Below are 20,422 nucleotides of genomic sequence, written 5' to 3'. Positions count from 1 at the left end.
GCGTAACCGCGCGCGAGCCGATATCGAGCGATGATCGCCGGAGTGAGAGTTAGCGCCCTTTGCCCGCGCGTTCCGACTTCGTCGAATCGAGCGCCGAAATCGCCGCGGCAAGACGCTTTTTCGACGCGCCATCGAGCATCAGCAGTCCGGCGCGCAGCAGATCGCGCTTCTTCACTGTCACGCCCGCATGGCTGCACTTGCGTTTGAGGCGCGAGATGCGCTTCTGGTCCGCCTTGGCGACGGCGACGCGATGACGCGCGGCCTTGTCTTTCTTCGCACGCTTCGTCGTGTGCTTGCTTGCGCGCTTGTTCGCGCCCTTCGCCGCGCGCGCGCTTTCCGGTGCGGGTGCGGGGGGCGTCACGACCTCAGCCACGACCTCGACCGGCGCGACGCCCGCCTTCTTCGCCTTTTTCACGGCTTTCTGGAAATCGGCCGTGGTCGGGAAATAGAACGCCTTGCGCGTAGCCTTACGCGCGATTACTTCAATCATCATGATCTCGTCAACTGAAAAACCGCAGCAGTATATACCGGCGCGAGACAGCGTTCAGCGCGCCAGCGATCGTAACAATGAACGGTCACAATCTAATTCGGATTCCAGAAGAAAGTTAATGAACGAACACCTCGAATATACATCGGTATAACTCCGTTAAACCGATTGCCATATCGTCCAAAAAGCGCTCCGATGCTAGCCTTTTCACCAGTATAGGTCGCAATTCCCGCGCGGCCACGAATCAAGCAGCCGATTTAACGGAGTGTACGGAATGAGATTTCTTCGCGTGAAGGCCTTGCTGTGCGGCGCTACTGTGGCGCTGGCCGCGTCGGCAAGTCAGGGCGTGCTGCCGGCGCAGCCCTCGGCGGATGCATCGCCCATCTACGGCGTGACGATCCCGCCCGGCTATCGCGAGTGGCAGATGATCGCGCCCGCCGCCGAAGCCGCGCCGCTGGATGAATTGCGCGTGGTGCTCGGCAATCCCGCTGCGATCAAGGCGATCAAGAACGCCACGCTGCCGTTCCCGGACGGCGCGGTGCTCGTCAAGCTCGCTTACAAGAAAAAGCAGTCCGACGACTTCGCGCCCGCCACGGTGCCGGGGCAGCCCACCACGGTGCAGGTCATGGTGAAGGATTCGAAGCGTTACGCGTCGACGGGCGGCTGGGGTTTCGGACGGTTTATCGACGGCAAGCCCGCCGATCTGAAGCAGCATCAGACCTGCTTCGCGTGCCACGCCGAGCGCGTGAAAGATCGCGATTACGTCTTTACGCGCTTCGCGCCCTGAGCGACACGCGCGAATCAACGGCGCGACGAACTCGCCGCGCCGCGCTCAATCAATTCAATATCCCGTCCGCACGCGCAACGCCGTCACGCCGCGCAGATTATTGCGGTGCTGCCAGACGAGCGCATCGAGATTCTCGGCGTCCAGCGCGGGAAAGCGGTCGAGCAATTGTCCGATCGCCACTTCCATTTCGAGCATCGCGAGCCGCGCGCCCAGGCAATAGTGAATGCCCGCGCCGAATGACAGCGAAGTCGCCGCATCGTCGCGTGCGAAATCGAGTCGGTCCGGTTGCGAGAACGCCTGCGGATCGCGATTGGCCGCGCCGATCAACATAAAGACCACCGTGCCGCGCGCGAGCCGTGCATCGCCAATCTCGATGTCGTCGAAAGCCGTGCGCACGACCATTTGCACGGCACCGTCGTAGCGCAGACATTCGGCGATCGCGCGCGGCAGCAGCGAACGGTCGTTCTGAAGCGCCTGATACTGATCGCGATGGCGAAACAGCGCGAGCATCGTATTGCCGATCATGTTCGATGTCGTCTCGTGCCCGGCGATAAACAGCAACACCGCGTTCGAGACCACTTCTTCATCGCTGAGCCGAACGCCGTCGACTTCGACTTGCAATAGCGCGCTGATCAAATCGTCGCCGTCGTGCGTGCGCCGTTGTTCGATCACACCGTGGAAATAGCGTTCGAGCGTGAGCGCGGCTTCGTCGGCGGCGCTCAGTGCCTGCGCATCGAGCGGCGCGAGATCGAACGCGGCGACCAGTTTGCTTGCCGCGCCCGCGAGCGCGTGTGCGTCGTCGAGCGGCACGTCGAGCAACTGACAAATGATGCGCACCGGCAAGGGCAGCGCGAAATCGCTCATCAGGTCGAAAGCGGCATTCGTACCGATTGCATCGAGCAGCGCGCGCGTCGTGGTCTCCACAGTTTCGCGCAGCTTCTCCATCTGCCGCGCGTTGAAGGTTTTCATCAGCAGCGCGCGCAGCCGCGTGTGGGTCGGCGGATTCATCATCAGCAAGGTGCGATTCAGCGACTGGAACACGGGCCGCGCCGTCGCTTCCTCGCCATAGCGTGCGGCCACGCTCTGCAGATAGGTCTTGCCCATGCGCGGATCGCGCAGCAAGGCGTCGATCACCTCGAAGCGTCCGGTGACGAAAACCTGCGGCGCGATCGGCAGCAGCGCGCCGGCGGCGCGAATTTTTTCATACGCGGGATAAGGATTCGCGAAGAAGGCGGGCGAGGTGAAGTCGGAGAATTGCATGGCGGTGCGTGATGAGTGTGGGCGGATCGTAGCGGATCGAACCGCTTAATACAATGCGGACGTTCCGGCGCGTCGAGCACGGAGAACACTTGCGTCGCCTGTTTTATTCCGAGCCGCTTTAAAAATTCACACGTTAATGCACGGGCGCGAAAACCGGCAGCCGCTCGCGAATCCATTCGAGCAGCGCCGCCGGTCCGGGCGTGAGTGCGCGATTCGACTTCACGAGCAAACGCGCGCGCGTGTTCTGGAAAATGTTGTGCTCGATCGGCCGCGTCGTCATTTCGCCGCTCGCGACTTCGCGCTGCGCGGCGAATTCACCGATCAGCGTGACGAAATTCTCGACCGCCACCATGCGTTTGAGCACGGCCACGGAGTTGCTGGTCATGGCCGCCGGAATGTCGATGCCCTCGGCCAGTTCGACCATCCGCACTGCGTAGCCAATGCCGAACGACTCGGGCATCAGCGCGAGCGGATATGCGCGCAAATCGTCCACGCGCGCGGTGGCTTTCGTTTTCGCGAGCGGATGTTCATGGCGCAATAACAGCACGACCGGTTGATTCGAACTCGCGAGGCAGCGAATCAACGGATGCGGCGGCGGATTGTAGGCGAGGCCGATATCGGCGCGGCTCGACGCCACTTCGTCGATCACGCCGTCGCGGCCCAGCACGCTCAACTCGATGGTCAGCGCCGGATAGCGTGCGCAGAACGGGCCGAGCACGGCGTCGGTGAGCGTATCGACGAAACCCTCGCTGACGGCAAGCCGAATGCGCCCGTGTTGCAGGCCGCGCAGCGCGCCGAGTTCCGCTTCGAGTTTCTCCTGCTGCGCGCGGCAGCTTTCGACAAAGTCGAGCAGATGCGTCGCCGCATCGGTTGGGCGCACGCCTTTCGCGGAACGGTCGAACAGCGTCGCGCCGAGTTCGTCTTCGAGAATGCGGATCTGGCGCGTGATTACCGAAGGCGACGTGTTGAGGCTGTCGGCGGCGCCACGGATCGAACCGTGATCGAGCACCGCGTGAAAGTAGCGCAGGCGTTGATGATTGAGTTGACGCATGGTGAGCACCTGTTCGAATGTCGTGCGTTGCCCGCGAGGCAACAGGGGGTGGGCGCAATTGCTGTTGTCCAGATCGCGCCTTCCTGACACCATCGCGAAACCGGGATTCCCTCGGTAATTAGTCAGCGATCCGAATCAATATGCGGAAGGAAGCACTCGCTGACCGCACGTTCGTTTAACCGCGATGGCGCGATTTCCGCAGTTGAATCAAGAAGTCCTTTGTCATGGTTGAAGATGCCCCTCAAAAGCCGGACCACATCCTGATCGTCGACGACGATCGGGCGCTGCGCGAACGCATCGCCGCGTATTTGCAGGCCAATGGCATGCGCGTCACGCACGCTGCCCGCGCGCGCGATCTGCGCGCATTGCTCAACAGAGTCGAACCCGATCTCGTCGTGCTCGATACGCATCTGCGCGACGCGGACGGCCTCGCGCTATGCGGCGAATTACGCGCGAACCGCCGCTTTCATGCGCTGCCGATTCTGTTGCTGTCCACGCGGCAGGGCGTGGAAGATCGCATCGTCGGCCTTGAAATGGGCGCCGACGATTACCTCGCCAAACCGCTCGCGATCCGCGAACTCTTCATGCGCATTCGCGCGATTCTGCGCCGCGCGCGCTTGCCGCCGCCGGGCCTGCGCGTCGCGCCGACGCCGAGCGTGCTGCGCTTCGGCGACTGGCGGCTCGACACGCTGGCACGGCACCTCGTCGATGCGGGCGGCGAAACTGTCGCGCTGAGCAGCGCCGAATATCGTCTGCTGCGCGTGCTGCTCGATTATCCGAACCGCGTGCTCTCGCGCGATCAACTGCTCGATCTCACGCAGGGCCGCGAAGCCGATCTGCTCGACCGCTCGATCGATCTGCTCGTGAGCCGCGTGCGCCAGCGTTTGCGCGACGGCGTGCGCGAGGGCCGCTACATCAAGACGATCCGCAACGAGGGCTACCTGTTTTCGGCCACGGTGACGCAAGCAGGCGGCCCGCGCGAGACCATGTGTTGCGATGTCGCTTGAAGTCGAGCCACGCTTAACCACTTCGAGCGACGTCGCGTGACTACGTCCGTCACGGAATCAGCAGCAGCTTGCCGGTGGAGCGTCGGCTTTCCATATCGTCGTGCGCCTGGGCGGCCTGTTCGAGCGGATACACGCCGCCGATACGCACGTCGATCGCGCCGGCCACGATCCAGTCGAACAACTGCTTCGCACGCGCGCGCAGCAAGGCGGGCGTGGCGATGTGATCGGCGAACACCGCATAGCCGATCTTGATGCTGCGCGGCAGGCTCATGATGTGCAGCGGCCCCGCGTCGCCGAGCACCGGGCCGTACCAGCAGAAGGTGCCGCAGCGGCGCAGCGAGGCCATCGACGCGTGAAAGGTCGTCGGGCCGGAGCCGTCGTAGACCACGTGCACGCCTTCGCCGCCGGAGAGCCGCACGGCTTCCTCGGCGAAGTTGCCGTCCGTGTCGACGATCACGTGGTCCGCGCCCGCCTCGCGTGCGATCTCTGCTTTGGCCGCGCTCGACACGCGGCCGATCACCGTGCCGCCGCGCAGCTTGATGATCTGCGTGAGCAGCAAGCCGAGGCCGCCCGCCGCCGCGTGCACGAGCGCGATGTCGCCGCGCTGCACCGGATAGAAGTCGGTCGCGAAGTGGCTGGCCGTGAGGCCCTGCATCATCAGCGCAGCGGCGGTGCGATGGTCGATTTCGTCGGGCACCGGCACGAGCGCGGTGACCGGGATCACGACGCGCTGCGCGTAACTGCCCGGCGCGTAGACCCATGCCACGCGCTGTCCGGGGCGCACGTCCACGACGTTCTCGCCGACCGCGAGCACGCGGCCCGCGCCTTCGACGCCCAGCGGTTTCGGGTCCGGCATCGACTCCCAGAACGCGCCGCGACGCACGCCGATGTCCATGAAGTTGACGCCCGCAGCGTCGACTTCGACGAGCGCTTCGCCCGGCCCCGCGACGGGCTCGCTCACATCGACGAGACGCAGTTTCTCTGTGCCGCCCGGTCCTTCCATCACGATCTGCTTCATGCTCGCGCGCTCCTTGTATAGGGTGTTTTGCGTGGCGTTTTCATGGTGCATTCCTTGAGTTGACGTACGACGCCATTGGAACGCCCGCACGTATCCCGGTTGTTTCCGCCAACGCGTGAAAATGTAAGCGCGTGTGTCCGCGTGCGCGGCCGATACACTGCGCTACAGACGCGTAGCGCAGCGATCGGCTTTGCGCGACGCAGTCAGACGGCGCTGCTTTGAAGACAGAGAGACCGCGCGTGAGGCGCGGGTGCGCGACGCGCATGGCTGCGTTCGCTGGCGCGACGCTCGTCGAGCGCGGTGACGGCCGCCGAGAACACATAACCTTCGTTGCGCAGCGTCTTGATGTAACGCGCTTTGCGGGCGGTGTCGTTGAGGCGTTGCCGCAAGCGGCTCACGAGCAGATCGATCGAGCGGTCGAACGGATCGGCGCTGCGCCGCTGCGTGAGGTTGAGCAACTGATCGCGCGTGAGCACGCGTTGGGGATGGTCGAGAAACACACGCAGCAGGCGATATTCGGCGCCGCTGAGCGCGACCGGCGTATCGTGGGGATCGAGCAATTGGCGCGCGGCGGTGTCGAGCCGCCAGTTGCCGAAGCCGAGCGTCGCCGCGCCGTCCTCGGCGTGCAGATCGGGCGGCAGCATGCGCGTGCGCCGCAGTACGGCGCGGATGCGCGCGAGCAGTTCGCGCGGCGGAAATGGCTTGGTCAGATAATCGTCGGCGCCCATTTCGAGGCCCACGATGCGGTCCATGACGTCGTTGCGACCGCTGATCATCATCACTGGCACGAGGCGATGCCGGCTCTCGCGCAGCACGCGATAGAGCGCGAGCCCATCCTCGCCGGGCAGGATCAGATCGAGCACGATCAGGTCGGGCAGGCTCTTGTCGAGCGCCGCGTGCATCTCGCGTCCGTTGGCGGCGCGCGTTACGCGCATGCCGTTCTTTTCGAGGTAGTTGCCGACCAGTTCGCGCAGGTCGCGGTCGTCGTCGACGATCAGCACATGGTCGATTTTATCCATGATGGTCTTAAGCGACGCCGAGCGTCGTGTCCGGTTCGCGTGGGGCGCGGGCCGCTCAGTCGTGCATGCGGCCGCCCGGCCCCGATGCGAACAGATTAGCCGCAGCGCGCCGCGTATTCCATCCGAATCTGGATTGAGTCCATAGACGAAAAAGGATGGGGACCTTATACGTCCGTATAGGTTGTTATAGGCCAACGGCATTCGAATCGTTATTCACGCTTATCCGGCGTTTAATTATTCGGGAAACGCATTTCACGAGTCAATTTAAAAAACTACAAACCAGACATAATCGGGATACATTCGCTGCTTTTAATGATGGCCTGCACTTCGGAATCGGTCATTCGAGAAATGGGTCACGCGCTTTCGTGTTGCCGAACCGAGGTTTTCCCTCATGAACAGGATGAACCAGCATGCCTTCGAATGTCTTTTCTCCGATGCGGCGCAGCCTGCTGACCGCCACCGCGGCGGCCGGCGCGCTGTCACTGTTTCCTGAAGCGATTTATGCCAATACGGCCACGCCCGATATCCGGCCGTTCAAGGCGAATATTCCCGATTCCGCGCTCGACGATCTGCACCGGCGCATTGCCAATACACGCTGGCCGGGAAAAGAAACCGTCGCCGACGAATCGCAGGGCGTGAAACTCGCGCGCATGCAGCAACTGGTTCAATACTGGGGCACGGACTACGACTGGCGTAAAGGCGAAGCGAAGCTCAATGGTTTTCCGATGTTCATCACGGAAGTCGACGGGCTCGATATTCAGTTCATTCATGTCCGCTCGCGTCATGCGAATGCCATGCCGCTGATCATGACGCACGGCTGGCCCGGTTCCATTTTCGAATTGATTAAAGCGATCGGGCCGCTCACCGATCCCACCGCCTATGGCGCGAGCGCCGACGACGCCTTCCATGTGGTGGTGCCGTCGCTGCCGGGTTTCGGCTTCTCGGGCAAACCCACGCAGCCGGGCTGGGGCTCGGACCATATCGCGCGCGCATGGGGCGTGCTGATGGCGCGGCTGGGCTACGAGCGCTTCGTCTCGCAGGGCGGCGACTGCGGCTCGGTGATCTCGCACCGCATGGCCTTGCAGCACGTGAAGGGTTTGATCGGCATTCACGTGAACATGCCCGCGACGGTGCCGCCCGATATCGCGCGCCATCTGGCCTTGGACGATCCCGCGCCGGCCGGTCTTTCCGCCGACGAAAAGCGCGCTTACGAAAAGCTGAGCGTGTTCTATCGCGACAATTGCGGCTATTCCGCCATGATGGTGACGCGTCCGCAAACCGTGGGTTACGCGCTTGCCGATTCGCCGGTGGGTCAGGCCGCGTGGATGTACGACAAGATTTCGCAATGGACCTATAGCGGCGGCGTTCCCGAGCGTTCGCTGACGCGCGATGAAATTCTCGACGATATTTCGCTTTATTGGCTCACGAATAGCGCCACGTCGTCGGCGCAAATCTATTGGGAAGATCATTCCAACAATTTCAATGCCGTCGATATCGGCGTGCCCGCGGCCATTACGGTATTTCCCGGCGAGATTTATCAGGCGCCGCGCAGTTGGGCGGAGCGCGCTTATCACAATCTCGTCTATTTCAATGTGGTCGATAAGGGCGGCCATTTCGCCGCCTGGGAGCAACCGTTGCTGTTCGCGCAGGAAGTGCGGGCCGGTTTTCGTCCCATGCGCAAACTGGCTTGAGCGCTTGAGCGCTTGAGCGCTTGAGCGCTTGAATCGCGCGGCAATCGCGCGGCAATCGGGGCGTGAATGAAGGAAGCACTGAATGGCCGCGAATAGCGGCCAATGAGTGAGACTGCTGGCGATAGTCGGTTGGCGATTAATAACGAATCATGGCGTGGACCGTCGAGAGGGCTTTTGTTACCATCGTTCATTCGCCCCTTTTAAAACCGCTTTGTTCGCCAGCGGCCCATTTCCAACGATGTCCGACTCTCCAACCGCTCCGTCCACGACGGACCCAGACAGCGCCATCGTCTATATCGTCGATGACGACGCGCTGTTGCGCCGGGCGTTGACGGGGCTGTTGCGTTCCGCCGGCCTGGCGGTGCGGGCATTCGAATCGACCGACGCCTTTCTCGCCGCGCCACGGCCGGCCACGCCTTCGTGTCTGGTGCTCGACGTGCGTCTGCAAGGGCGCAGCGGCCTCGCGTTTCAGGCCGAGTTGAGCGAGGGTGGGCGCGCGCATCTGCCGATCATCTTCATGACCGGTTATGGCGATATCGCCATGTCGGTGAAAGCGATGAAGGCGGGCGCGGCCGATTTCCTCGCCAAGCCGTTTCGCGATCAGGACATCATCGACGCCGTGCTGGCCGCGCTGGAGAAAGACGCGAGCCGTCTCGAAGCCGACCGCGCACTGCACGAACTGCGCGCAAGCTGGGATTCGCTCACGCCGCGCGAGCGCGAAGTGCTCCAGCACGTGGCGGCCGGATTGATGAACAAGCAGATCGCCGCGAATATGGGCATTGCCGAAATCACCGCGAAGATTCATCGCGGTCAGGCCATGAAAAAAATGCACGCCCGTTCCGTGGCGGAATTGATGCGCAAGATGGAAGCGCTCGGCCTCTCGCATCTGCGCGCCTGAGTACTTAAAGCGCACGCCCGATCGCCGCGAGATCGGCGCGAAATCTATACCTTCATATGATGGCGGCGCGCCACGGCGTCCCGTATTCTGACGCTGCCGCGCGAGCGCTGTGTTGCCCGCGCGTTTGCTAACGTGCGCCCAATCATCGCGCGGTTCAGAACAACGATGGGAGAACGACTATGCGTGCGTATCCGGCAGCTTCTTGCGATACGCCCGCGCGTGCGTCCGAGCCTGCCTCGCATCGTGACGCGGTGTCGTTCGTCGTGGTGATGTCGCGCGCGCTGGCGGCGTTGTTCGTGGCTGCGTGTTGCTACGCTGCGTTCGCGACGTACACGGCGTCGTCGCGCGCGTCGAATGAACTGCTGCATGGCATCGTGCCGTGGATGTTGCCTGCGCTCGTGGCGTTTGCATTCGTCGCGCTCAAATACGGGGAATTGCGCACGCGCTTGCGCCATTACGCGGAGGCCATCGAAGCCGATGCGGGCGAAACCGTCGGCGTTGCGCTGCCCGAAACCGGACCCGCACCCATTGCGCGGCTCGCGCGCGCGGCCAACCACAGCGCGCGTCAACATGCGGGGCGGCAGGCCGAACTGCTGCATGTGCTGGCGGCGTACGCGCACGATTTGCGCACGCCGCTCACGCGCATGGGCATGCGCTGCGAACTGCTCGACGACGACGCGATGCGCGACGCGCTCGAACGCGATCTCGCCGAAATGGCCGAGCTGGTGGAGGGCAGTCTGTCGTGCGCGCGCATGCAATGCAGCGCCGAGGAGCCGATGCGTTCCGTCGATGCCGATGGCCTGCTCGATCTGCTGATCGCCGACTATCGTGACGCGGGCCGCATCGTCAAACTCGACGGCCACGTGGGCCGTCCTGTCGTCACCTGTCCGCACGCGCTGCGCCGCGTGCTCGTGAACCTGATCGACAATGCGCTGCGCTATGGCGGCGACGCCTGTCTGAGCGTGCGCGTGGAAGCGCGGCGGCTCGTGATCGCCGTGCTCGATTCGGGGCCGGGCATCGTGCCCGCGCAACTCGATGCGGTGTTCCTGCCGTGGTATCGCGCGCCCGGCACGGCGTCGGCGGCACCGGGTTCGGGATTGGGGCTCGCCATCGCGCGGCGTCTGACGCAGGCGATGCGCGGCGAGCTGCATCTGGAGAACCGCCGCACGGGCGGGCTCGAAGCGCGCCTGAGCTTGCCGCTCGCGAGCGCCTGAACGCAGGCGTGCCTCACGCGGCGGGCAGCATCACGGTCACGATCGTTGTGCCGCTCAAACGCTCCGTGAGTTCGTGATGCGCCGCGCGTTCGCCCCACCAGCGCGAACGCCGCGCCTGCTGACGATGACCGACCACGATGAGATCGGGATTGAATGCCTGCATGTGGCGCACGACCACTTCGGTCATGCGCCCGAAACTCACGTAGCCGCTCGCGGCGATGCCATCACGCGTCAGCTGGACGAGCGCCTCATCGAGCGTGCCGCGCGCCAGTTCCTCCAGACGATGAAACGCGAGATCGCTTAGCAGACCTCCGCAATGGGCGTTGGCGCTCTGCGTATCGACGACGGAAACGACGTCCACATGCGCGGACAAGGCCAGCGAGAGTTGCGTGCAGCGTTCGAGCGCGGCCTGCGCTTCGGCGCTGCCATCGTAGACGAGCAGCAATTTCGCAAAGGAGGGCATGACTTTCGGAAGGGTGAGTGTGTGGCTCAATCGTGTATCTGAATTGCGCAATCAAAACAGTTGGGCGGCGGCGTTTATTCCCGCGTGCGGCGCGTCGAATTCTGTTGTGCGGATATATTCCGACATAATTTCCGGCGCACCTTGCGCTATAAAGATTGAGATTCACGAAACGTCTCGAATCGCGGATCGTGCTGCCTGCAAGGCGCGAAATGTGCGAAATGCGCGTCATGGACAAGCATGCGCAACGTTCTGGACAAGGCTCGTGCGTGTCGGATCGCTACACTCGTTTGTCATGAATCGACGCGATCTACGCGTGATTCATCGCGAGGTTTCGCCTGTGCGCGACGCCACATTTCCTTTCGAATTTCATCTGGCAAACGATCATGTCCGAGTCTTGCTCCGCACTTTCATCGAATGTCCGCCATCATTTCTTTATCGACGGCGATTGGGTATCGAGCCATTCTGATCAGCGTCACACGATCGTTTCGCCGTCGACGGAAACGCCGTTCATGACGGTGCCGCTCGCCGATGCCACCGACGTCGAACGCGCAGTCGCGGCGGCGCGGCGCGCGTTCGATCAAGGTCCGTGGCCGCGCTTGTCCGGGACCGAACGGGCGACGTATTTGAAGCGGCTGACGCATGAGTTGCGCCAGCGCCTGCCCTTGCTCGCGCAACTCTGGACCGATCAGGTGGGCGCGCCCATTTCGTTTGCGCAGAAGCTCACGCCGTTCGGCGCGAGCCGCTTTGAATTTTTCGCTTCGCTGGCCGAGCAATATGAATTCGAAGACTGGCGGCCGACGCAGCGTGGACGCGCGTGCGTGCGCCGCGTGCCGGTGGGCGTCGCGGCATTGATCGCGCCGTGGAATGCGACCTTTCCGATCGTCTCGCAGAAGATCGCGGCGGCGCTGGCGGCGGGCTGCACGATGGTGGTGAAGTCGCCGCCCGAGTGTCCGTTCGACGCGCTGATCATCGCGGAATGCGCGGCGGCGGCGGGCATTCCGCCTGGCGTGCTCAATGTGATTACGGCGGGGCGCGAGGCGGGCGCGCAACTCGTGCAGTCGCGCGAAATCGACAAGATTAGTTTTACCGGCAGCGTGGCGACGGGCCAATGGATTCAGCGCGCCGCTACCGACCGGCTCGCGCGCGTGACGCTCGAACTCGGCGGCAAGTCGGCGGCGATTCTGCTCGACGATGTCGATCTGCCCGCGGCGCTCGCCGCGCTTACGCCGTTCACGATGCCGTTTTCCGGCCAGATCTGCTTCGCGCAAACGCGCCTGCTGGTGCCGCGCCATCGTCACGATGAAATCGTCGAGGCCTATGCGCAGGTCGTCGCGGGTATGAAGGTCGGCGATCCGCACGCGCCGGACACGGCCATTGGTCCTGTGCTCAATGCCGCGCAGCGCGAGCGTGTGCGTAGCTATATCGATCGCGGCGTCGCCGAAGGCGCGACGCTCGTGACGGGCGGCACCGGCAACGCGGGATTCGAGCGCGGTTTCTATGTCGAGCCGACGGTATTTAGCCGCGTCACCTCGACCATGACCATCGCGCGCGAGGAAATCTTCGGACCCGTGGTGTCGATACTGCCGTACGGCAGCGTGGATCAGGCGATCGAGATCGCCAATGATTCGGACTACGGATTGAGCGGATCGGTTTATGGACGCGACGAGGAGCGCGCGTTCGAGATCGCGTGCCGGCTGCGCACGGGCAACGTCGGCATCAACGGTGTGGAGATCGCGCCCAACGTGCCGTTCGGCGGGATGAAGCGCTCGGGTATCGGGCGCGAAGGCGGTCGCGAAGGACTCGAAGCGTACCTCGAAACCCAGGCCGTGTTCGTGCCTGGCGCGGCTTAACGATCTATCTGCAGAGCAACGCGAGCGCGGTTATTGGAAACCAGGAGCCAGGCCATGAACTTCGACAAACACGAGATGACGCTCGACGGCGATCCGCATGCGAGCGAAGTCTGGTCGGACGTCATGCTGAATGTTCACGGCTTGCGCTGCGATTTCGACGCGCGCGCGCCCGTGCTGTCGCGCGTGCAAGGATGGAAGCTCGGCGAGGTCGGCTTTTCGCTGGCCGATCTCGCGGTGCTCTCGCTCTCGCCGGTCGGCACGGAACGCGCGTCGTGGCAAGGCGACTGGCTGTTCGTGAAGCTCGTGACGGCAGGCCATGTCCACGTGCGCAGTCAGGATACGGTTCGGCGTTTCGATGCGGGCAGTCTGTTCGTGATCGATCCGGCGTGGCCGTTCACCGAGGTCTTCGACGAACGCGCGCGCTTGACGGTATTGCGCATTCCGAAAGCGGCGTTGCGCGAGCGCGGCGTGCAGTATTCGAAGCGCGCGCCGTTGACGGTCGATATGCGTTGCGCGGACGCGCGTGCGACGCGCGACATCATTCAGTGCATGGCCGCGCAGACCGTCGCGCCGAACCGGCACACGCAAACCATGATGGGCGAGCAATTGATCGAACTGATTCAACACGCCGTACTCGACCCCGATGGGCGGGCTGCGCGACGCAGCTCCGATGCGCTGATCTGGCAGGCCAAGCGTTTTATCGACCAGCGTATCGGCGACTCGGGCCTCGACACGGCGGCGATTGCGGCGGCGGTTCACGTGTCGACGCAGCATCTGCAACGCGTGTTTCGCGCGCAAGGCGGCACGCCGATGCGTTACGTCTGGCAAGCACGGCTCGCGCGCGCCGCGCATTTGCTGCGTAGCGATCCGGCCGGTGTATCGATTCAGGAGATCGCGTGGCAATGCGGCTTCGCCACTGCCGCGCATTTCAGCCGTCTGTTCAAGCAGCAATACGGCGAGCCGCCTTCGGACTTTCGTCACTCGGGCTCGCCGCTCGTAGTGTCGTCGCGAGATTAACTCGCGGTCGCCTCGCGCGGATTGGGACGCTGCCCGATCACCTGATCGCCGCCACCATCGACGATCTGCTTGCCGATGGCGGCCAGTTCGTTGTCGTCGAGCGCGGCGATCAGCGCATAACTCAGCCGCGCGCGACGCCACGTAAGCACGTTGAGGCTGTCGACGTGCTGGCGCGTCATCGCGCTATCGGGCTTGTCGTCCTTCATCACGCAGAGCGCGACCGGCAAGCCCGTTTTCGGCAGATAAACGATCTGCACGAGCGGCTTGTTATTGAAGCGCAGGCGTTGAATGCGTTTGAACGTGAGGCCCGCCGCGCGCAGATCGGGCACGCGCAAGGGCACGCCGTCGTCGCTATGGATTTGTTCGATCACGCGCGCGGCGGCTGCCATATTGGGCATGTCGGTGGAAACGGTGTCGCGTGTGTAGAGGCGCTGATAGTTGACGGCCGCCGCGACCCAGGGCATCACGCCCGGCGCGGATGCCGCCGCCGACGATGGACTCGCGGATTCACCGGGCAGCCAGCCAGGCGCGACGCTGAGCACGAGCGCGCCGCACGCGGCACACGTGAACGCACCCGCTAGAAATGGCCACGCGAAACGGGGCAAAGAGAAGCGAGGCCACGCAAAACGCGCTTTCCTTTTCGCATCACCGGACGCGGACCGCTGCGCGTTACCGATCGGCGTGACTTCGGCAATGGGCGTGACTTCAGCATCAGGCGCGGAAATCGGCGCAGCCGAAAATTCATCCGTACCGCCATACGCCCGGCCCAATTCCGCCACGCGCCGCGCGAGCCGTTCGGGCACAGGCGGCAGCCGCTGATACGCAAACGCATGCCGATACCGCAGCGCCGACGCCTGGAAGCAGGCCACGCGCCGCGCGACATCGGGCGAAACGCTCATTGTCTTCTCCACGTTCTCGCGCTCGCGCGGCGTGAGCTCGCCGTCCACGTACGCCATGAGCAGGACGTCATCCATATTCATGCCCCAGGTTCCTCACTATTGGCCACGCTGGTTACGCGCTTTTCTTTTTCTGTCCTTCGATCAGGGCGCCGATTGCCTGGCGAGCCCGGGAAAGCCGGCTCATGATCGTGCCGATCGGCACGCCGAGCACCTCGGCCGCTTCGCTATAACTGAGTCCTTCCACTGCAACGAGCAGCATCACCACGCGCTGTGCTTCGGGCAACTGCTGCACGGCCGCGATGATCTGTCCGTTCATCGCCTGTTCCTCGGGCGTGCGCGCGGACGGGTCCGGCACGGTCTCCAGAAAACTGTCGTCCCAGTCCATGCCCGAGCGGTTGCGCACGTTACGCGCGCGCAGTTCGTTGATCCACGTGGATTGCACGATCGAGAACATCCAGCTCAGCGGCGCGGTGCCCGGCTGCAATTGATGCGCGCGTTCGAGCCCGCGCACGCAGGCGCGCTGCACGAGGTCCTCGGCGTCGTGCCGGTCGCCCGAAATGCGCAGCGCGAACGCCCACAAACGCGGCAGCATCGTGGGCAGGAGGGCGGAGAAGTCGGCGGCGGTCATCGGCTTGATGTCCTGTCCTCGGCCACGCGGGCACGGCTCTTCATGCGCATGCAACGCGCAGAACGCACGACGCGCGCAAAGCGCGCGCGGCGCATGCCGGCGCGCGTGAGAGCCGATTCGAAATTCTCGCTGGATTCCATGGGGTGACGCGGGTGTTGGCTGAGATTCGCCTGAACAGAACACCGGGGGGGCGCCGATATTCCATTCGCGTTCGGAGGCGGCGAGCGCACGCGGGCGCGCGGCTCGCCGGCTGCTTCAGACGACCGTGATCGTCGTGTCGATGTTGCCGCGCGTGGCCTTCGAATACGGACAGGTCTGATGCGCGGCGTGCGCGATCGTTTGTGCGGTGTCGGCGTCGAGTCCGGGCAGCGAAACGTTCAGGCGCGCTTGCAGCGAATACGAACCGTCGTTGACGACGAGATCGATTTCCGTATCGACGGCAGTATCTTTCGGCAGCGCGATTTTCATCTTGCCGGCAGCGAGACCCATCGCGCCGATGAAGCAGGCCGACCAGCCCGCCGCGAGCAGTTGCTCGGGATTCGTGCCGGGCGCGGACGAACCGGGCGCGGAGAGCTGGACGTCGAGACGACCGTCGCTGCTACGCGCGGCGCCTTCGCGGCCGCCGGTCGTGTGAGTCTTGCCCGTGTACAGCACTTTTGCGGTGTTTTCCATGATGTGTCCCGTGTTCGGAGTGAGTTGACGACAGGACGCATTAGACCGGTCCAACTTATCTGGCATGTGTCCCGCAGTGCGCGAATTGCAAGGCTATGTATCTGTCACGCGGGGCCGACACATTGAGATACATACGAGCGGCGTTCACACGCGAATGCGCGAATGCGTGAATGCAAAAACGCGCCGCGAACTGAAATATGCGAGATACAAACGCGTGCTGAAATGCAAGGCCATTTCTTTAAGGCGCGATCGACAATCGCGTTCAGCCCATGACGATCATGCAGAACGAACCCGTGGAATTCGAAAGCGATCACGCGAGCCACGCGTGCGAAAGCGCTGTGCGCAAACTCGGCGGCACGGAGCAGCTTTTCTGGTTGCTCGACCGCCACAGGCCGACGCATTTCGTGATGGCCGCGCAGTTCGACCGCGTGTTCACCGCCGATGCGTGGCGCGCGGCGCTGCATGCCGTGCAGCAACGTCATGCGTTGCTGGGTACGCGCATCGTCGGCGACGAGCAGGCGAATCTCGTCTTCCATCGCGATGACGAGGCGCGTATTGCGCTGCGCGTGATTCGAGGCGCGGCATCGGCGTGGCAAGCGCAGGCGGAGCGCGAATTGCGCGAGCCGTTCGACACGTCGGTGGCGCCGCTCGTGCGCGTGACCGTGTTGCAGGACGAGCGCGCGTCCACGCTGCTGCTGGCCGCGCATCACTCGGTGCTCGACGGCATGGGTGGCGCGTATGTGATCGAAGATCTGCTGCGCGCGCTCACGGGTGAAGCGCTCGATCGATTGCCCGTCGTACAACCGCTCGAAACGCTATTGCGCGAGTCCATCGAGCAGGCGGATGCACCACCCGCGCCTACACCCGCGCCGCAGGCGAAGGTGTTCAGGCCCGTTGGCGCTACGTCGTTGAGGGTGGGCGCGAGCGCGCTCGATCCCGCGCTCACGCAGGCACTCGTCGAGCGCGCACGCATCGAGCAAACAACCGTGCATGGCGCGCTCGCGGCCGCTGTTCACGAAGCGGGCCGGCGTGTGTCGGATGCGTGGCGCGCGCGGTCGCTGCGCACCGTCACGCCCATCGACGTGCGCGCGCTCGCGAACGGCGCGGGCAAGGCGAACGGCGTCTATATCACGCAGACAATCACCGTCGACGATCATCCCGTTGGCGCGGACTTCTGGGCCGCCGCGCGCGCCATGAAAGCGCAACTCGCACCGGCGCAGAAGTACGAAAACGTAGTCACGGAATTGAAGGGACTGGATGCGGTGATGGCGACGAAGCCGTCGGTCGAACATGCGTCGGGCTTTCTCGCGCACGTGCTCGCATTCGACGTGCTGTTGTCGAATCTCGGCGATGCGCCGATTCCGACCGGCTACGCGGGATTGAAGCTCGAAGCGCTGTGGGGGCCGATGGTGTCATCGGGTTTCGCCGACGATCAGGTGATCGGCGTGTGCACGCTCGATGGCGTCCTGCGGCTCACGCACGCGAGTTATGGCGCGCTGCCGGGACTGCTGGCGGAGATGGAAGCGGTATTGCGCGAGGCCGTCGCGCCGTGAGGCATTGACGGCCCGAAAAACGCGGCGCGCAACCCGCGCGCGCCGCGTGGCACGCCATCAGGGCGTTTCGTACGTCATCAGCTTGCTGGCGACCGTCTGCACGCCCGCGACTTTCGATGCGGTGTCCTGAGCAATCTGATCCTGCGATTGATCGAGGATCGTGCCGGCCAGCACGACCTTGCCGGTGCGCGCCTTGGCGAACACGGCGATGTCGGTGTCGTTGAGCGCCTTCGTGGCGTAGATCGCCTCGCGGACCTTCTTCGCGAGCGCCTTGTTGGCGGCGCGGTCGGCCTTCATTTCGGCGCGGACCTGTTCCTTGGTGAGCGCCGGAGCATCGGCGGCGGGCGCGGCGGTCTGGGCGAGCGCGGTGGAGGAGAGCAGCACGGCGAAGGCTGCCGTGAGAGCCTTGGAGCGAAGCGTCATGAAATCACCTGTTGAAGTTTGGAGGAAGAACGTGGAGCCGGGACGCGTTATGTTGTCTTGCCCTGCTTGCGAAAAGCATAGACCGCGCGTGCGCATGCATCCATCAGACCTTCGGTGTTCATCTCCTATACGAAAGGAAACTGCGGGGCATACCTCGGGTTATCGGCGCGACGCCGCGCGATACGGAACGAAAGGCGGAAAGGGAAGCGAACGCGAATAGAAGCGCCAATACAGGCGCGCGCCGTCTCACACTGTGAGCAGCACACGGGAATCGAAAGGGTATGAAGCAGGCAATCGGCGGAACGAGCGCCGTCACGTCACGATGCAAGCGCCGCGTTCACGGCCGCAGTGAGATCGTCGACACTGACTGGCTTGATGAGAAACGCGCGTGCGCCCAGCGCCAGCGCGCGCTGGTGCAATTCGGGCATCGGATAAGCGGTGATGAAGAGAGTCGGGATCGCGAGCTTCGCGTCGATCAGGCGCGCGAACATGTCCACGCCGCTCATGCCCGGCATCTGCACATCGGAAATGATGCAGGCGGGACGCGCGCGCGCGACGGCGCTCAACAGCTCCGCGCCGGATTCGAATGTCACGACTTCGTAATCGAGCGACCTCAAGAGGCTCGACAAGCCCGAGCGGACCGACGCGTCGTCGTCGACCACCCAGATCACTGTTGGCGTACACAAAACTGTCTCTCCCATGGCGTGCCGGAGGGCGGAACGGCTGATCCGTCGCGTGTACGCGGTTCAAGCTTACCTGACGGGAAAAAGCCCCGAAACCATACGGACGTATATGTAGGGTTCGCCGCAATGAGCCGCTATTATTCCACGCAGGTCAAAAGCCCTCGAATACGGCAAGGAATCAAACTGGCCGCCCACGCGAACTTCGCCGGATCGGCGTCGCCGGGCGAGCCCTGCTTGCCGCTCATTCATTACAAAATCAATTCGAATCTATTTCATAGGCATTTCTCCGTGCCTTGTCGCGTCGCTGCGTGCCGCGCGGCGCGAGGCATTGCGGTGGAGTGGAATATGGTCCAAATCGACAGCGAACGTGACGAGCGCGGCCTCGCGACGGCGAGCGGCGCGACGGCGCACGCACGCGATATTGGCGCGTCTGCATCTGCATCTATGTCCGCTACCGTTCCCGCGCCCGACGATGCAATCGCGCAGGAAGAAGCGAAGATCTGCGCGCGCCTCAAGGCGCTGCGGCTCGCGCGGCGCATCGATCTGAAAACGCTCGCGGCATTGTCGGGCTTCACGGAAGATCAGTTGCGCAGCATGGAAAGCGGCGTGCGCGCGCCGCCGTTCGCGTCGCTTGCGCGGCTCGGGCGCTGCCTTGGCGAAGACCTCAGTTATTTCTTCGTCGACCGTTCGCCCGCGCAAACGCAGCAAGCCGACCGGCGCATGTCGATCGTGCGTAATGACGAGCGCAAGCCGGTCGCCAGGGACGATGCCGCATTGGGATTCGAATACGCGACGCTCGCGCATCATATGGCGCGCAAGCGCATGGAACCGCTGTATTTTTCGTTTTCGGCGCACGCGCAGCATGATTATTTTTTCGAGCATCCGGGCGAGGAATTCGTGTTCGTGCTCGAAGGGCAACTCGATTTCGAAATCGTGATCGACAAGGACGTAAAGACGATCCGTCTCGAACAGGGCGACAGTTTCTATTTCGATTCGGCGCTGCCGCATCGCTGCTTCGCCGCGGGCGCCGACGCCAAGGCGCTGATGGTCGTGGTGAATCAGGAGGACAAGCGGTGAGCCACGTGCAGCCCGAGGCGTCGGCGGCGGTCTTCATCGTCGACGACGACGACAGCTTGCGCAAGGCGCTCACGAGTCTGCTGGAATCGGTGGGCTTTCGGGTCGCGGCGTTTGCCTCGACGAGCGCGTTTCGCGCGCATGCGAAAGCCGATGTGCCGAGCTGTCTGATTCTCGACGTGCGACTAAAAGGCGAAAGCGGGCTGGAATTCCAGCAATGGGCGGCAGCGAATGCGCTTCATATGCCGATCATTTTCATGACCGGTTATGGCGACGTCGAAATGTCGGTGCGCGCGATGAAAAGCGGCGCGGTGAATTTTCTCGCCAAGCCGTTTCGCGAGCAGGACATGATCGAGGCCGTGACCGAGGCACTGGAGCGCGATGCAGTGCGCCGCAAGGCGCAAACGTTGGCTAGCACGCTGCGCGAGCAGTTTTCGACGCTGACGCCGCGCGAACGCGATATCGCCGTGCTGGTCGCGGCGGGCAACATGAACAAGGCGACGGCGAGCCAGCTCGAACTCAGCGAAATGACCGTGAAGATTTACCGGGCGCGCGCGATGAAGAAGCTCGCCGCGCGCACGACCGCCGAACTGGTGCGCAAGGTCCGCGCGCTGCAACTGGAAGGCGCAGGCGCCGGCCGATTTGAAGGCAGGATCGAAGCAAGAAGCGATGCAAAAAGCGAAGGTGAAGTGGACGGCGCAGCATGGTCGCCGTAACGAGCACGCCAG

General features: G+C 63.7%; 21 protein-coding genes. 10 read left to right on the top strand and 11 right to left on the bottom strand.

The window, feature by feature from the left end; all coding sequences use genetic code 11:
- Positions 1–49: 49 nt before the first annotated feature.
- The gene (locus tag U4Y88_RS28285) at positions 50–493 is read right to left on the bottom strand and encodes a hypothetical protein (RefSeq protein ID WP_321787831.1); all 444 of its coding nucleotides are present in this window, start codon (positions 491–493) and stop codon (positions 50–52) included.
- A gap of 268 nt (positions 494–761) precedes the next feature.
- Between U4Y88_RS28285 and U4Y88_RS28280 the strand changes: the two genes are divergently transcribed.
- Positions 762–1,274 (top strand): cytochrome P460 family protein, encoded by a 513-nt coding sequence (locus U4Y88_RS28280; protein WP_321787829.1) that lies wholly within the window; start codon positions 762–764, stop codon positions 1,272–1,274.
- A 54-nt stretch (positions 1,275–1,328) separates the two neighbouring features.
- Here U4Y88_RS28280 and U4Y88_RS28275 read toward each other — a convergent pair whose 3' ends face one another.
- Both U4Y88_RS28275 and U4Y88_RS28270 read right to left on the bottom strand, forming a co-directional pair.
- Complete coding sequence (locus tag U4Y88_RS28275; RefSeq protein ID WP_321787827.1) at positions 1,329–2,534, bottom strand: cytochrome P450; 1,206 nt, start codon at positions 2,532–2,534, stop codon at positions 1,329–1,331.
- 133 nt (positions 2,535–2,667) lie between these two features.
- Positions 2,668–3,585, bottom strand: coding sequence for a LysR family transcriptional regulator (locus U4Y88_RS28270; RefSeq protein ID WP_321787825.1), 918 nt, complete (start codon positions 3,583–3,585; stop codon positions 2,668–2,670).
- 224 nt (positions 3,586–3,809) lie between these two features.
- Between U4Y88_RS28270 and U4Y88_RS28265 the strand changes: the two genes are divergently transcribed.
- Complete coding sequence (locus U4Y88_RS28265) at positions 3,810–4,592, top strand: response regulator transcription factor (protein ID WP_321787823.1); 783 nt, start codon at positions 3,810–3,812, stop codon at positions 4,590–4,592.
- Positions 4,593–4,641: 49 nt separating this feature from the next.
- Here the strand turns inward: U4Y88_RS28265 and U4Y88_RS28260 are convergent, their stop codons facing one another.
- Complete coding sequence (locus tag U4Y88_RS28260) at positions 4,642–5,610, bottom strand: quinone oxidoreductase (RefSeq protein ID WP_321787821.1); 969 nt, start codon at positions 5,608–5,610, stop codon at positions 4,642–4,644.
- Between the two features lie 203 nt (positions 5,611–5,813).
- Positions 5,814–6,629 (bottom strand): response regulator, encoded by an 816-nt coding sequence (locus tag U4Y88_RS28255; RefSeq protein WP_224012786.1) that lies wholly within the window; start codon positions 6,627–6,629, stop codon positions 5,814–5,816.
- Between the two features lie 410 nt (positions 6,630–7,039).
- On the opposite strand from U4Y88_RS28255, the gene U4Y88_RS28250 reads away from it, so the two are divergent.
- The 3 genes from U4Y88_RS28250 (at position 7,040) to U4Y88_RS28240 (ending at position 10,432) form a co-directional block, all read left to right on the top strand.
- A complete protein-coding gene (locus tag U4Y88_RS28250) occupies positions 7,040–8,320 on the top strand; it encodes an epoxide hydrolase (RefSeq protein ID WP_321787819.1) in 1,281 nt (426 codons plus the stop codon).
- Between the two features lie 238 nt (positions 8,321–8,558).
- Complete coding sequence (locus U4Y88_RS28245; protein ID WP_310631921.1) at positions 8,559–9,218, top strand: response regulator transcription factor; 660 nt, start codon at positions 8,559–8,561, stop codon at positions 9,216–9,218.
- Positions 9,219–9,397: 179 nt separating this feature from the next.
- The gene (locus U4Y88_RS28240) at positions 9,398–10,432 is read left to right on the top strand and encodes a HAMP domain-containing sensor histidine kinase (RefSeq protein ID WP_321787817.1); all 1,035 of its coding nucleotides are present in this window, start codon (positions 9,398–9,400) and stop codon (positions 10,430–10,432) included.
- A gap of 13 nt (positions 10,433–10,445) precedes the next feature.
- Here the strand turns inward: U4Y88_RS28240 and U4Y88_RS28235 are convergent, their stop codons facing one another.
- The gene (locus U4Y88_RS28235; protein ID WP_310631919.1) at positions 10,446–10,895 is read right to left on the bottom strand and encodes a universal stress protein; all 450 of its coding nucleotides are present in this window, start codon (positions 10,893–10,895) and stop codon (positions 10,446–10,448) included.
- Positions 10,896–11,278: 383 nt separating this feature from the next.
- Between U4Y88_RS28235 and U4Y88_RS28230 the strand changes: the two genes are divergently transcribed.
- The gene (locus U4Y88_RS28230) at positions 11,279–12,745 is read left to right on the top strand and encodes an aldehyde dehydrogenase (RefSeq protein WP_321787815.1); all 1,467 of its coding nucleotides are present in this window, start codon (positions 11,279–11,281) and stop codon (positions 12,743–12,745) included.
- Positions 12,746–12,799: 54 nt separating this feature from the next.
- Positions 12,800–13,762: an AraC family transcriptional regulator gene (locus U4Y88_RS28225; protein ID WP_321787814.1), complete on the top strand. Its 963-nt coding sequence runs from the start codon at positions 12,800–12,802 to the stop codon at positions 13,760–13,762.
- On the opposite strand, the gene U4Y88_RS28220 is transcribed toward U4Y88_RS28225, so the two are convergent.
- The 3 genes from U4Y88_RS28220 to U4Y88_RS28210 form a co-directional block, all read right to left on the bottom strand.
- Positions 13,759–14,742 (bottom strand): zf-HC2 domain-containing protein, encoded by a 984-nt coding sequence (locus U4Y88_RS28220; RefSeq protein WP_321787812.1) that lies wholly within the window; start codon positions 14,740–14,742, stop codon positions 13,759–13,761. The genes U4Y88_RS28225 and U4Y88_RS28220 overlap by 4 nt on opposite strands.
- 31 nt (positions 14,743–14,773) lie before the next feature.
- Positions 14,774–15,289, bottom strand: a complete 516-nt coding sequence (locus U4Y88_RS28215) for an RNA polymerase sigma factor (RefSeq protein ID WP_224012794.1) — start codon at positions 15,287–15,289, stop codon at positions 14,774–14,776.
- A 255-nt stretch (positions 15,290–15,544) separates the two neighbouring features.
- Positions 15,545–15,961: an organic hydroperoxide resistance protein gene (locus tag U4Y88_RS28210; RefSeq protein WP_224012795.1), complete on the bottom strand. Its 417-nt coding sequence runs from the start codon at positions 15,959–15,961 to the stop codon at positions 15,545–15,547.
- A gap of 269 nt (positions 15,962–16,230) precedes the next feature.
- On the opposite strand from U4Y88_RS28210, the gene U4Y88_RS28205 reads away from it, so the two are divergent.
- The gene (locus U4Y88_RS28205; protein ID WP_321787810.1) at positions 16,231–17,514 is read left to right on the top strand and encodes a condensation domain-containing protein; all 1,284 of its coding nucleotides are present in this window, start codon (positions 16,231–16,233) and stop codon (positions 17,512–17,514) included.
- Positions 17,515–17,571: 57 nt separating this feature from the next.
- Here the strand turns inward: U4Y88_RS28205 and U4Y88_RS28200 are convergent, their stop codons facing one another.
- Both U4Y88_RS28200 and U4Y88_RS28195 read right to left on the bottom strand, forming a co-directional pair.
- Positions 17,572–17,937, bottom strand: a complete 366-nt coding sequence (locus U4Y88_RS28200) for a BON domain-containing protein (protein ID WP_321787809.1) — start codon at positions 17,935–17,937, stop codon at positions 17,572–17,574.
- Between the two features lie 317 nt (positions 17,938–18,254).
- The gene (locus tag U4Y88_RS28195; protein ID WP_321787807.1) at positions 18,255–18,623 is read right to left on the bottom strand and encodes a response regulator transcription factor; all 369 of its coding nucleotides are present in this window, start codon (positions 18,621–18,623) and stop codon (positions 18,255–18,257) included.
- Between the two features lie 18 nt (positions 18,624–18,641).
- On the opposite strand from U4Y88_RS28195, the gene U4Y88_RS28190 reads away from it, so the two are divergent.
- Positions 18,642–19,697 (top strand): XRE family transcriptional regulator, encoded by a 1,056-nt coding sequence (locus tag U4Y88_RS28190; protein ID WP_321787805.1) that lies wholly within the window; start codon positions 18,642–18,644, stop codon positions 19,695–19,697.
- Positions 19,694–20,410, top strand: a complete 717-nt coding sequence (locus tag U4Y88_RS28185) for a response regulator transcription factor (RefSeq protein ID WP_321787803.1) — start codon at positions 19,694–19,696, stop codon at positions 20,408–20,410. The genes U4Y88_RS28190 and U4Y88_RS28185 overlap by 4 nt, the downstream gene beginning before the upstream one ends.
- The last annotated feature ends 12 nt before the right edge of the window (positions 20,411–20,422 follow it).

The organism is Paraburkholderia sp. J94 (assembly GCF_905220285.1).
Classification (GTDB): domain Bacteria; phylum Pseudomonadota; class Gammaproteobacteria; order Burkholderiales; family Burkholderiaceae; genus Paraburkholderia; species Paraburkholderia tropica_A.
Note: the sequence above shows the minus strand (reverse complement) of the source record. Positions and strands in the feature narration are given on the sequence as shown.